Annotated in this window: 11 protein-coding genes; 3 read left to right on the forward strand and 8 right to left on the reverse strand. The window is 65.1% G+C overall.

The window, feature by feature from the left end:
* Positions 1-30: 30 nt before the first annotated feature.
* Positions 31-2,172 carry a putative bifunctional diguanylate cyclase/phosphodiesterase gene (locus AC1RUK_RS17950; protein ID WP_481840076.1) on the forward strand — a complete coding sequence of 714 codons (2,142 nt, stop codon included), beginning with the start codon at positions 31-33 and terminating at the stop codon, positions 2,170-2,172.
* 8 nt (positions 2,173-2,180) lie between these two features.
* Here the strand turns inward: AC1RUK_RS17950 and AC1RUK_RS17955 are convergent, their stop codons facing one another.
* Positions 2,181-3,071, reverse strand: coding sequence for a fatty acid desaturase family protein (locus AC1RUK_RS17955; protein WP_481834548.1), 891 nt, complete (start codon positions 3,069-3,071; stop codon positions 2,181-2,183).
* 111 nt (positions 3,072-3,182) lie between these two features.
* Here AC1RUK_RS17955 and AC1RUK_RS17960 point away from each other — a divergent pair, with 111 nt between their 5' ends.
* A complete protein-coding gene (locus AC1RUK_RS17960; RefSeq protein WP_481834547.1) occupies positions 3,183-4,109 on the forward strand; it encodes a LysR substrate-binding domain-containing protein in 927 nt (308 codons plus the stop codon).
* Between the two features lie 28 nt (positions 4,110-4,137).
* Here the strand turns inward: AC1RUK_RS17960 and AC1RUK_RS17965 are convergent, their stop codons facing one another.
* The 6 genes from AC1RUK_RS17965 to AC1RUK_RS17990 form a co-directional block, all read right to left on the reverse strand.
* Positions 4,138-4,362 carry a DUF3303 domain-containing protein gene (locus tag AC1RUK_RS17965; protein WP_481840314.1) on the reverse strand — a complete coding sequence of 75 codons (225 nt, stop codon included), beginning with the start codon at positions 4,360-4,362 and terminating at the stop codon, positions 4,138-4,140.
* Positions 4,363-4,439: 77 nt separating this feature from the next.
* Positions 4,440-5,903 (reverse strand): RimK family ATP-grasp domain-containing protein, encoded by a 1,464-nt coding sequence (locus AC1RUK_RS17970; protein ID WP_481834546.1) that lies wholly within the window; start codon positions 5,901-5,903, stop codon positions 4,440-4,442.
* On the reverse strand, positions 5,900-7,006 hold the full coding sequence (locus AC1RUK_RS17975; protein WP_481834545.1) for a peptidase C39 family protein: 1,107 nt from the start codon (positions 7,004-7,006) through the stop codon (positions 5,900-5,902). Before AC1RUK_RS17975 ends, AC1RUK_RS17970 begins: the two co-directional genes overlap by 4 nt.
* Before the next feature lie 207 nt (positions 7,007-7,213).
* Positions 7,214-8,005 carry an anti-sigma factor family protein gene (locus AC1RUK_RS17980; RefSeq protein WP_481834544.1) on the reverse strand — a complete coding sequence of 264 codons (792 nt, stop codon included), beginning with the start codon at positions 8,003-8,005 and terminating at the stop codon, positions 7,214-7,216.
* Positions 8,002-8,520 carry a sigma-70 family RNA polymerase sigma factor gene (locus AC1RUK_RS17985; RefSeq protein ID WP_436171752.1) on the reverse strand — a complete coding sequence of 173 codons (519 nt, stop codon included), beginning with the start codon at positions 8,518-8,520 and terminating at the stop codon, positions 8,002-8,004. The genes AC1RUK_RS17980 and AC1RUK_RS17985 overlap by 4 nt, the downstream gene beginning before the upstream one ends.
* A gap of 138 nt (positions 8,521-8,658) precedes the next feature.
* A complete protein-coding gene (locus tag AC1RUK_RS17990) occupies positions 8,659-11,445 on the reverse strand; it encodes a DUF2339 domain-containing protein (protein ID WP_481834543.1) in 2,787 nt (928 codons plus the stop codon).
* Between the two features lie 262 nt (positions 11,446-11,707).
* Between AC1RUK_RS17990 and AC1RUK_RS17995 the strand changes: the two genes are divergently transcribed.
* Positions 11,708-12,172, forward strand: a complete 465-nt coding sequence (locus AC1RUK_RS17995) for an NUDIX hydrolase (protein ID WP_481839467.1) — start codon at positions 11,708-11,710, stop codon at positions 12,170-12,172.
* Between the two features lie 8 nt (positions 12,173-12,180).
* Here the strand turns inward: AC1RUK_RS17995 and recO are convergent, their stop codons facing one another.
* Positions 12,181-12,945 carry a DNA repair protein RecO gene (gene recO, locus AC1RUK_RS18000; protein WP_481834542.1) on the reverse strand — a complete coding sequence of 255 codons (765 nt, stop codon included), beginning with the start codon at positions 12,943-12,945 and terminating at the stop codon, positions 12,181-12,183.
* Positions 12,946-13,120: the final 175 nt, after the last annotated feature.

Raw genomic sequence — 13,120 nt, forward strand, 5'->3', positions numbered from 1 at the left:
AGCGTCAGATCACGGTCCGCAGGCACCTATATGCCCGTCGCACACGTCAAGGCTGGTTCGCCCGCGCGCAGGCGGAGCGCCGGAAGCATCGGCCAGCCACGGCGGATCGAAGACCAACTGCGCGACCAGAACGAGCGCTTCTCGGCGGCCGTCGAGAACATGTCGCACGGACTGTGCATGTTCGACGCCGACGAGCGGATGATCATCTGTAACGGCAACTATCTCGGCATCTTCTGCCTCGACGCCGGGATCGTGCGGCCCGGCATACGCTTCTTCGACATCCTCCAGCACAGCGTCGACATAGGCGTCGCCTCGCACAGCGCCGAGGAGCTCTATGCCATCCGCAAACCCTACATCGACCAGGCCAGGCCCTCGACCTATGAGGAGGTTCTGTCGGACGGACGCATCATCAATATCTCGCACCGGCCGCTGGCGTCCGGCGGTTGGGTGTCGATCTACGAGGACATCACCGAGCAGCGGCGCGCCGGGCAGGAGCTGAAGGAACAGCACCGCCGGTTCGACGCCGCTCTCGCGAATATGTCGCAAGGCCTGTTGATGTATGACACCGACGCCAGGCTGATCGTGCGCAACCAGCGTTTCCTCGATCTCTATCACGTCACGCCGGCCGACTTCCCGCTCGGCATGAGCCACCGCGAGTTGCTCGTGCAGTTGGTGCGTCTCGGCATCTATGCCGAGATCGATATCGACGGGGAAATTTCGAAGACCATGGCCTGCCTGCAGGCCGGCGAATCGCGTTCAACCCACCGCAGCCTTGCCGACGGCAGGACCCTGCTGGTCGCGCGCCGGCCGATGAGTGGCGGCGGCTGGGTGGCGACCTTCGACGACGTCACCGAGCGCCAGCTCGCCGAAGAGCGCATGACCCATCTTGCGCATCACGACACGCTGACCAACCTGCCCAACCGCTCGATGTTCCGCGAGCGCCTCGACCAGGCCTTGAGCGAGCCGACGGTCGCGCCGCTGGCGATCCTGTCGCTCGACCTCGATCGCTTCAAGGCGGTCAACGACACGTTCGGGCACCCGGCCGGCGATTGGCTGCTGAAATGCGTGGCCGAGCGCCTGATGCGCTGCCTGCGCAACGAGACTGATGTGGTCGCCCGCTTCGGTGGCGACGAGTTCGCCATCATCCAGTTCAACGTCAAAGGTGCAGCAGACGCCGAACGCCTGGCCAAGCGCATCGTCGAGGTCATCGGCAAGCCCTATCGCGACAAGAGCCGCGACATGCATATCGGCATCAGCCTGGGCATCGCACTCTATCCGGACGACGGCAAGGACGCCGACACGCTGCTGAAGAATGCCGACATGGCGCTCTACCGGGGCAAGAGCGAAGGCCGCAACGTCTACCGTTTCTTCGAACCCGGCATGGACGCTATGGTGCGGGAGCGCCAGGTGCTCGAAACCGACCTCGAGGCGGCGCTGCCGCGGCGCGAATTCGAGCTCGATTTCCAGCCGATCATGAACATCGCCTCCGGCGACATCGTCGGCGCGGAAGCGCTGATGCGCTGGCGCTCGCCGGCGCGCGGTCTGGTATCGCCTGACGATTTCATCCCGGCCGCCGAAGAAACCGGATTGATCGTGCAGCTCGGTGACTGGGCAATGAGAAAAGCCTGCGCTGAGGCCGCCGGCTGGCCGCATGCGATGCGCATTGCGGTCAATGTCTCGGCGGTGCAGCTTAAGAGCGGTACCTTTGCCCGCAGCGTGATTTCGGCATTGGCCTTTTCCGGCGTGCCGGCCGACCGGCTCGAGCTGGAAATCACCGAAACGGTGCTGATGGACGAGAGCGAAACGGTGCTGAAGACGCTCAGCCAACTGCGCGACCTCGGCATCCGCATCGCGCTCGACGATTTCGGCACCGGCTATTCGTCGCTCGGCTATCTCAGGCGCTTTCCAGTGGACAAGATCAAGATCGACCGCTCCTTCATCCGCGACATCGACAATCGCAACTCGGCGGCAATCGTGCGCACGGTTATCGGGCTTGGCGCGCAGCTCGGCATCACGGTCACCGCCGAAGGCGTCGAAACCGAAGCGCAGCTCGACATGCTGCGCGAAGCAGGCTGCGTCGAGGCGCAGGGCTATTTGATCGGCGTGCCGTCGAAGGCAGCGGACATCAATCGGCTGCTGAGATCAGCAGCGGCGCTGCGCCAGTCCGGGTGAAGCCGCCGTCAGCGCAGCGTCTCGATGTATTTTTCGTGGAAGCTGACATAGCCGTTCTCGACCTCCTTGAGGTGGCGCCCGATCAGGGCGTGAAACTGCGGCAGCTGATGGAAGGGCACGCCCGGATAGGCATGATGCTCGGCGTGGTAGGGCATGTTCCAGGCGAGCTTGCGGACAAACCAGTTGGTGAGCGTCGTCCTGGTGTTCTCCAGCATGTTGGCGACCAGCGGGCAGCGGCCATGTTCGGCCAGCAGATAGAGACGCAGGAACGGTTGTCCGAGCAGCGCCGGCACGATCCAGACGTAGAGCAGCACCGTCACCTTGAACCATAGCGCCAGCACGAGCAGGACGGCATAGAAGGCGATCATGGCGCGCGCCTCGGCGCGCACCTTGGGGTGGCCCTTCGGCGGCACGTAGCTGCCGCTGCACTGGCCGGTGGCGTTTGTATAGAGCGTCTTGAAATGCCCCCACCACACCGGAATGCCGGAGACGTGGACAAGGTACTGCCGCCAGGTTTCCGGCTTGGGAAAAGCCAGTTCGGGATCGTTCTCGGGATCCTGGGTAAAGCGATGGTGCGCGAAGTGGAAATAGCGGAACCAGTCCGCCGGCAGCGCGATCGCCAGGCTCGCGGCTCGCGCCACCAGATCGTTCATCCTCTGCGTCTCGAAGGCGGTGCGATGGATCGTCTCGTGCAGCAGCGTGAACAGGAACACTATCAATATGCCTTGCGGCAGCATCAGCAGCGGCCAGAACGGCACTTTCGCGGCGATCAGCGCGCCGAGGACGACGATCGCACCCCAATGCGCGGCGAGCTGAACCAGCCCGAGGCGATCCGACTTGGCGGTCAGCCGGTCGCGCTGCTGCTGCGTCAGTGATGCGATCACGTCGCGATGGTCCATTGGTGTTCCGTTCCGATGCTTGCTGTTCGAAGATACCCTAATCGACAAAATAGCTTTCGCAAAACGAGGATTCCTGCCAGATAGATAAGCTTAACTTATCTGTTGGTGAACATGGTCACACTTCCATCCTTGCGCGGATTGCAGGCTTTCGAGGCGGCGGCGCGCTGCGGCAGCTTTGCCGCGGCGGCCGAGGAGCTTTCGGTTTCCGCGGCAGCCGTCAGCCAGCTCATCCGCACCGTGGAGGAGCAGATGGGCCGCAAGCTGTTTTTGCGGGTAAACCGCCGCGCCGTGCTGACCGATGCGGGGCGCGAGATGCTGCCCAGGCTGACGACGGCTTTCGAGGAGATCGGCAGCGTGTCGCGCGAATTGGGCGGTGCTGAGCTACGCTCGCGGCTGGTCGTCTCGGTGCCGCCTTCGATGGCGATGGGCTGGCTGTCGACGCGGCTGGCGAAGTTCGTCACCGGCCATGGCGCGGTCGACATTGCTCTCAGGGGCGAAGACGATCCGGTGTCGTTCGACCACGACCTGATCGACATCCGGCTGTCCTACGGACGTTCCCACTATCGCGGCGAGGTCACCGAGGAGATCGTCAGGGATGCCGTCTATCCCGTCTGCGCGCCTGGCATCGCGCGCGAGATCGGCAGATCAGAAAGCACCCTCGCCGGCCTGCCGCTGATCCATACGGATTGGGGACCGACCGGCGCGTCCTTTCCGTCCTGGCGCAGCTGGTTCGAGGTGGCCGGCATGGCCCCCAGCCGGGCGGGCCAGCGCGGCCTGTCGGCGAACTCGTCGCGGGCGGCGCTCGACCTCGCCATTTCCGGCCTCGGCGTCGCCCTCGCGCAAGGCATCTACTGCGCCGAGGCGCTCGAAGACGGCCGGCTGGTCAGGCCCGTCGCGCGGGCGCTCGAGCTCAGCCAGACCTATTGCCTGACGATCCCGCAGCGAAGCCTCCGGCGCGAGGTGGTGGCGGCGTTCAGGACATGGCTGACCGACGAGTGCCAACGGTCGGTGGGTTCGCCGGCGCTGATCCCCCGGTGACCCGACAGCCGGCGACGATTTGCACCGGTCAGAGGTGCCCGCTCAACCCCTCCACCATGTCCTTGTTCGTCGCCACCGGAACGATTTCGAACTCCACCAGATCCGCCCATTCGATGACCCAGCGCTGCAGCAGGGTGACGTCATCTGCCTCCACCAGCAGGAAGCAGCGGCTCATATCCGCCGCGATCCAGCTGTGGTGCACGAGAAGCTCGTCCGGCTTCAGCCGGCCACGATCGCGGAAGCGACGGTAAATCTCCTTCCGATCGCAGCCGCGAAACGATCACCAAGAACTGCATCTCTCAATCCCTCTAAGTCCCTCTGAGTCGAACGTTACCGCCCCGGCCGGTCGAGCCGTTCCAGGAACCATTGCGTCAGCCGCACCCAGACCTCGTCCTTCTCGCCGGAATCCTCCCAGCCATGGTCGAGATTGGGGTTGTCGTTGACCTCGATGACGAAGACGCCATCCTTGGTCTCCTTGAGGTCGACGCCGTAGAGGCCGTCGCCGATGCAGCGCGCCGCCTTGACCGCCGTCTCGACGACATGCGGCGGCGTCTCCTTCAGCGTGAAGGTCTTGATGCCGCCCTGGTCGGGCTTGCCATTGGCCTTGTGATTGACGATCTGCCAGTGCTTCTTGGCCATCAGGTAATGCACGGCAAACAAAGGCTGGCCGCCAAGCACGCCAACGCGCCAGTCATATTCGGTCGGAATGAATTTCTGCGCGATCAGGAGATCGGAGTCCTCCAGCCATTCGGTGGCGAGCTGTTTCAACTCTTCCAGGTTCTCGCATTTCTTGACGCCGCGCGAGAAGGAGGAATCCGGGATCTTCAGCACCAGCGGGAAGCCCAGCGTCTGCGCCGCCACTTCGAGATCCGAGGTGCCGGCGATCATCACCGTCGGCGGCACCGGCACCTTGTTGTAGGTCATCAGCTCGTTGAGGTAGACCTTGTTGGTGCAGCGGATCATCGACAGCGGATCGTCGATGACGGGCATGCCTTCCTGCTGCGCGCGGCGGGCGAAGCGGTACGTATGGTTGGAGATCGAGGTGGTCTCGCGGATGAACAGCGCGTCGTAATTGGCGAGCTTGGCCAGGTCCTTCCTGGTGATCGGCTCGATTTCGACGCCCATCTTTTCGGCGATCTTCGCCCAGTAGCGCAGCGAGGAAATCTCCGACGGCGGCAGTTCCTCATGCGGATCGACCAGCGTCGCGAACGTGTAGCGCGCCGGCGTACGGCCCTTGGTGTCGCGCCACTCGCGGTTGGTGTAGGTCTCCAGGCAACGCAGGAAGAAGGTCTCCTCGTCCTCGGTCATCCTGGCCAGCGGAAGAAAGCCGATCTTACGGATCGAGGCCCATTCGGCGCTGTCCTTGATGTGGACCTCCAGCGCCGGCGCGCGGAACCAGTCGAACAGGAGCTTGGCGAAACGGTCCCAGACCCTGGAGGGGCCGATGCCGAAGAAGATAGCGACCTTGGCCGGGAACGCGCCGCCGAGATCCTTGCGGCATTTGTTGAGTGCCAGTTCCAGCTCCGGCAGCGCGTGCTCGTAGAGCTTGCGCTCCGACAGGTCGATCATGGTCTCGACCGTCGGGATGACCTTGTGGCCGCGCGAACCGGCCAGCAACGAGGCATAATAGCCGCGACTCTGGTAGCCGTAATTGTTCGACAGGTTGATCACCTTCGGCCGCTGGCCGCGAAACAGCGCCGGATGCGCGAGGTAATCACGATTGGTGATGATCTTGTGCGGCGTCGCCACCTGGTCGAGGTCGTTCTGCCTGCCTGTTAGTATGACCCAGGTCATTTTGTGTCGCGCTTCCCCAGAGTGATGGCGGCTCGCAGTCCGTCACGGCCGAACTGCGCCATGTTCATGAAGATGCCGTAAGGCACGGGAATGTTGGCCGCATCAAGAATGGTCTCCTGCCGTTCGTCCTCGACCCAGGGATCGTGGATCAGGATATGGTCACCGTCGTCGCCGATGGCCAACACCCAGTGCGGCACCTTCTTGCCGAACATCAGGAAGCCGCTGATCAGAACCAGCACCAGCTTTCCCTCGGCGATCGCATTGCGGACATCGTCAAGGGCGAATGGACGGTAATTCACCGGGACGCCGTATTGTTCCGCGCGGCGGCGAAAGTCGACCTGGGCCAGCTCCATCACCCGGCGCTTGTCCTCGCTGCGCACCGACTGCAGGAACAGCGCGCCGTAGAAGGACACGTAGATCTCCGCCGCAAGCCCGCTTTCATAGCCAGAGACGGCAAGGCCGAACGGTTCGCAGCCGCCTGGCCCCGACATCATGAAGACGGTCGTTGCTTCGCGCCACAGGCGGATCTCCATGACCGGGTCGGGCACGAAGGCCGCATCGAAATTGGCCATCGCCATCATCAGGCAGCACGGGCCGCAGGTGAACTCGCAGGTCTGCTGGTAGAACGGCACCCTGGTGGCGACCGGGATTTCGCCACGCAAGGTCTTCTCGTAGCGCAGCGCGGTGGCGCCGTCCTCGTAGTATCCCGGCTCACGGCCGATCTTGCGGTAGCCGCCCTGCTCGTAGATGCGGATGGCGCGGGAATTGTCCTCGCGCACCTCGAGGCGCAGCAACATGCGGTCGTGCTCGAAGGCCGCCTCCTCCGCCGCCGCCAGCAACTGGCGGCCAATGCCGATCCCGCCGAAAAAGGGGCCGATGGCGATGGAGTAGAGCCGAGCGACACCGCTGCCCTTGCGAAACAGCACCACCGCATAGCCGGCAATGCGGCCATCGCTTTCGGCGACCAGCATTTCCGCCGTCTCACGCTCGATCAGCTGGCGGAAGGAACGGCGCGAGATGCGATCGCTCGCGAAAACAGCCTTCTCGATGGCGGCGAGGTCATCGACGTCGGACGCGCGGGCCTTGCGGATCTCGGCAGGCATGCGGGCTCAGAAAACCTTGATTGGGTTGTGGAAACGGCCCAGGTCGAAACATCGGTCATACCAGCCGAAGCGCCGGTATTGATCAAGCGCTTTCGCACCCCGATTAGGGCCGAATTGTGACAGGTTGCATAGTGGCCCAGCAACACGGAGGCGCTGAAAAGAACCGCCGCTTCGAGAGGGTGCCGGCTGCGGAAAACAGCAGCCGACTCAGCTCGCCAGGCCGGCCAGAAGCTGGCCATAGGCGCTCTTGGCCACCGCGGCCAGCCGCTCGCGCGGCAGCGAGCCGACGACGGCGCAGCCATAGCCCTTGTCCAGCCAGTAGACGGCCTCGGGGCCGCCCTGCTCCGCCATGTAGGTGCCCTTGGCCTTGTCGGCCGATTCGGCGGTGACGAACAGCGAGATGCGCTCGCCCTTGGCGTCCTCGTAGAGCAGCATTGCCGCCTTGCCATGGCCGGCGGGCAGCAGCCGGCCGCCGACGAGCTGGAAGCCTTCGGCCGCCAGATCGGGCGCCACCAATTTCAGGCCGACGCGGTTGGATAGCCAGGTCTGCAGATGGTCCTTGTCGCTGCCCGGCACCTCCACCGCATGGCGCTGCTCGGCGGCATAAATGACATGGGCGGCGATCGCCTGCTCGGCGAGCTGATCGTCAGCGCCGTCTCCCCTGCCGATACCGTCAATGCCGGCGACATAACCGGCGAGCCCGCCGGCCACCAGCACCACGGCCGCGGCCGCCGAAAGCCACCAGCGCGACCGCCAGGCGGCCGCCTTCACCGTCGCTTCGCCGAGCACGGCCTGCCTGAGCCTTGCCGGCACCGGCTCGTCCATCACGCCGGCAAAGGCGGCACGCAGTGCCGCCCGGTCGGCGATGTAGCGGACGCTTCTGGCCTTCATCTCGGGATTGGCCTCGAGCCAGCTGTCGTAGGCCATGCGCTCCTCGCCCGGCAATTCGCCGTCGAGGGCCATGTGGATATCGCGTTCGGAGAAATCGCGCCGGGTCATTTCTCGACAACCCTTATCGAGCGGCGGCGTGCGTTGTCGTCGAGCAGACCGCGCAACTCTTCGCGGCCGCGTGCAATGCGCGACATCAAAGTGCCGGCCGGCACGCCGAGGATGTTGGCGGCCTCGGCATAGGAAAACCCTTCGATGGCGACCATCACCAGGGCGGCGCGGCGGTCGGGGCTGATCGCCTGCAATGCGTCGATGATCTCGCGCGAGGCGATGCTTTCGACCTGCTCGGCCGGGGCGGCCTGCGCCTCACCGGCCTCGAGCGGCAGCATCTGCGCCTCGCCGCGGCGGTTCACCTTGCGCATCTGGTCGATGAACAAATGATGCATGATCGTAAACAGCCACCTCCTGGGGCTCTCTCCCGTCTGCCAGTTGTCGAGCCTGACCAACGCGCGCTCCAGGCAGTCCTGGACGAGATCGTCGGCTGAATCGCGGTCGCGCAGCAGCGAGCGTGCGTAGCGGCGCAGACGCGGTATTTCGCCAAGGATCGCTGCCTTCTTCTCGTTCATGACCGCTGTTTTTCGAGGTCGCCTCTATTTTATTTCATCGCAATTGAACTCGCCTTCACGGCGCGGCGCAAGCGGCCAGCGCGAAGCGGTCGGCGCTCCAGTCACCCAAGCAATGAGATAACGCTGGTATCCAGCGGTTTATTCCCGGACGGGATTGGAATCTGCTTGTTCCTGCTTGTCTTTATCCGCGTCCTTTGCAGCCCGCGTCAGCAGCCGCTGGTAGAACAGGCCGATGCCGATCAGCACGGCACCGAGGCCGATGAAGGAGAGCGCTCTCAGCACGCCTTCCAGCTCCGACATGTCGAAGAGGAAGACCTTCAGCACGGCAATCGCGATCAGCGCCGCCGAGGCAATGCGCAGCACCTGCGACTTCAGCCAGACGCCGGCGGTGAGCAGCACCACGCCGATGGCGAGCCACAGGGCCGAGTAGGTGTAGGTCTCGAGCTGGCCGAGCCCGCTCCACAGGCCGATGAACTCGCCCTTGAACAGCCGCCTGACCGACAGCGTGGCGTAGGCCAGGGCAAGTGCCGCCGCCACAACGGCCAGCATCTGCGCATACCATTTCGGCCGCTTGTCCCTGGCGTAGAGCGCCAGTCCCCCGGCGGCGACCGCCGGCAGGAGATAGGCGAGGAACAACAGGTTGAGCACCGGGATCTGGCCTGTCGATTCGTCGGTGAACAGCGGATTCAGCACCACGAAATGCCGGATAACGATGAAGGCGACCGAAGCCACACCGGCGGCCATCGAACCATAGCGCAGCACCGAGCTTGGCGAGCGCATATCGATGGCGACCAGGATGGCGCCGGCGCCGATGGCGATCAGCGTGTAGATCGCCTGTTCGGCCAGCGTCATGACACCGGTGTCGATGACGCCGCCATGCATGGCGTGGCGCACCAGCATGGCGATCGTGAGCAGTGCAAACAGCGCCGCCGCCGCTTCCATGGCCAGGCGCGGCCGGCCATTGGTGGTGCGGGCGAGCTGCCAGGCGGCGAAACCGAAGGCGAGCGCCGGCACGCCATATCCAAGCAGCAGCCAGTTGAAGACCGGCGTCGTCGACAGCAATCCGGCGCCGACGATCGTCGGATCGTAGGCGACGCGGCCGAGCACGGCGATGACCGCGGCGACCGAGATCCAGCCGAGCACCGGATAGGACCGCCAGCGCGTCGCCAGTGCCGGCACGATGGCGGCGGCGCCGATGAGGACGGTGGTCCAGCCGGAGCCGAAAGCCATGTGCAGCATCAGCAGGCCGGCGACCGCCGCGCCGCCAAGCGCGAAGGACACGGAAGCACCGCCCTCGAGCGGCGCCTCTTCGGCGCGCGCAATCCACTCGCCGCCGACGGCAAAGACGACGACCAGAAGAGCAGCGACCGCAGTGTAGAGAAGATCGCGATCGAGATTGCCGAAGGTGAACCAGAGCGCCAGCAGGACGACCAGCGGGGCGATGACGCCCCATGCCGCCCATGAAGCGGATCGTATCCAGGCGGTTGCCGCCCATCTGCGTGCGGCCCAGAAGCCGGCACCGATGAACAGCAGGCCAAGCCAGATGCCGATGTTGCGCGTCAGGGCGTCGGACACCACCGCCGGCTGGCCATCGACGCCGAGACTGCCGCCGACAAAGTCGGAGCCGATGGTGGTCGGCGGGATGATACCGAGATAGATCATCACCGTCACCAGACCGGCGGCATGGAGAAGCGGCAGCGCTCGTGGCCGATAGAGTGCGACGGCCAGCATGGCGGCGAGCAGAACGGCGCCCGGCAAGGCATAGCCTGCGGCGGCGAAGGCCGGATCGACGGACAGGCCCAGTGCCGAAAAGGCGATGAAGAAAGCCGGCGCGATGGACGGCCAGTCGAACCGGCTTGCGGGTCCTTCCTCGCCGCGGCCGCCGAGCCAAACAAAGGCGAGCACGGCAAGCGTAACGGCATTGATGAACAGGATGGTGGAGAGGTTCACGCCGGGCGCGTCGGTCATGTAGAGGATGGTCCAGACGCCGGTGCCGGCGAAGGCCGCCGCCATCAGCAACGTCCAGTCGCGCATGCGAGCGATGACGCCGGTGGCGGCGAGCACGATCGCAAGATAGCCGAACAGCGCCCAGGGGTTGGGCGCCTCAGAGGCGACAAGCGCCGGCGTCACCATGGCGCCGACCAGGCCGATGCCGGCCAGCGCCTGGCCGTGGACCAGAGCGGCGGCAATCGTCGCCACGCCGATGACGCCGAGCATGGTGAAGGCGAGCGTTGGACCGATGAAGCCGTAAATGCCATGCGCTGCATAGACGGTGCCGAACAGGATGAAGGCGCCGGCCGCCGTCAGGATCGCCGGGATATAGGCGCCGGCAGCGCCCTGCACCGGCACTTTGAAGCCGGTGCGGCGGATGAACTCGCCGCCGGCGATCAGTATCAGGCCGAGGATTGCGGCCATGGTGAGCCGCACGCCGGGGCCGAAAATACCGGCCTCGATGGTGTAGCGGATCAGGAACAGGCCGCCCAGCGCCAGCGCGATGCCGCCGACCCAGACCGCCCAGCGGGTGCCGAGCGCCGTCTCGACGTCGGACTGGCGCGCGGCCTTCGCCGTTGCCGGCTCGGCGGGCTCCGCCGCCTCCGGCTTCGCCTCGTCCTTGTCCCACGGTCCGGCCACGACCCCGCCGCTTGCAGCCTCGGCTGGGGCTGCCGGTGCCTCTGCCGAAACGGCGTCGCTCGCCTGTGAGGCCGCAAGATCGGCAACCGCAGCAGCTGCCGGGGCAGCATCTGCGGGCTTGCCGTCGGTCGCCGCCTGTTCGGCTGGCTTGGCGGGAGACGGCACGGCGCCCGAAAGCACGAGGCTGCGCAGCGCGCCGAGTTCGCGTTCGATCAGGCCGATGCGGCTTTGCTGGCGCGAAATGATGACGAACAGGGCGATGATGGCGGCAAGGCCAATCAGCATTTCAAACATGGCGGTTCCCCCAAACCAGGCCAGTTGTCACTGGCAAATGCGGCGGCCAGACGGCCGGCTCCTAGGCTCAACGCACTGCCAGATGGGCGGCAGGAAAGATCGAGCATGTTTCGTTGGCAAATGCCAGCGGCTTACGGCCGTTATCCCTCACCGTCGCGTGGAAATGGCCTGGGACGGGGCTGATGACGAGGTTGCCTGCCGCCAGCCGCCAAATACTCGTGCTATCCTCGGCTGCTCGCGGCAAATGCGATGGGGATTGTCGATGCCGAATCGAAGTGCAGGCCTGCTGATCTACAGGAGAAACGCCGGCATTCTTGAGTTTCTGCTGGTCCATCCCGGCGGCCCGTTCTGGGCAAGAAAGGATGACGGCGCGTGGTCCATTCCCAAGGGGCTTGTCGGCGAGCACGAAAGTGAACTGGCGGCCGCACAACGCGAGGCCGAAGAGGAACTCGGCGTGGCGATCGATGGACATTTCGAGCCTGTCGGCAGCTATCGTCAGCCGGGCGGCAAGATCGTGATCGCATGGAGTGTCGAAGCGGAGGTCGACACGGACGCTATCAGAAGCAACATGTTCACCATGGAATGGCCGCCAAGGTCAGGCTCGATGAAGGAATTTCCCGAAGTGGACAGGGCCGGGTGGTTTTCATTGTCTGAGGCCGCTCTCAAGATCCTCAGAGGTCAGCGCGCCATCCTTGACGATTTCGTGGAGCGGCGGAAAGCCGGATAGGTGCCTCGCTACTGTCCGGTCGTTTCTGCAGCGGGCACCTTGCCCGCCGCATGGTGCCTGCGCAGCGCGGCGAGGAAACCGGCGCGGGCATCGGGCGGCTCTAGGCCGCGCGGCTCGTAGACATGGCGGGTGAAGAAGAAGCCGGTCAGCCGGAAGGCGTCCTCCAGCGCCGCCGGATCGGCGCGGAGGCCGGAGCCGCGCTGCAGGAAGGCCGGCAACGCCAGCATCTTGTCGTGCCAGGCAGCGCCGGCCGCGCGCGACACGGCGCGGCCGGATTTCGGCGAGACATAGGCGAGGTCCTGCCTGGTGCCGGTCGCCGCGCACTGGCTGAGATCGAGGCCGAAGCCGAGTTCGTCGAGGATAAGCAACTCGAAACGCGCCACCAGTTCACCGGCGGCGTCGGCATCGTCGAGATGGGCGATCATCACGGCCAGCGTCTCATAGAGGCCGCCATGGGCATCTCGCTCGGGCAAAAGTCTGAGATGCGCGGCCATGGTCTGCAGCCCGTAGACGGCAACCGCACTGTCCATCAGCCGGGCGGCGTTCATCTCGATCGCCTCGGCCTGGAAGGTGCCGAGATGCTCGTCGAGCCGCGCCCGCCACAGCAGGTCAACGCGATTGCCGGGCTGCAGCACCGGCTGCTGCCTGCGCGAGCGGCCGCCGCGCACCAGGCCGAGATGGCGGCCATGGGCGCGCGTCATCACCTCGAGGATGGCGCTGGTTTCGCCATGCTTGCGGGTGCCGAGAATGATTCCCTCGTCGCGCCATTCCATGCCGGAGCATTTCACCGATTGGAGGGCGAAATCAAGATTGGACCGGGCCGGGCTCGGGGAATGCTGCCAATAGCAAATATCGGAAATCGATCAGAAAGCGCTCGGGATTTTTGGTCGCGCCGGCGGCAATAAGAACGGATTGACCGAAAGCGGCCCCAGTCGAAACAGCTCGGCT

Source organism: Mesorhizobium monacense (genome assembly GCF_056781675.1).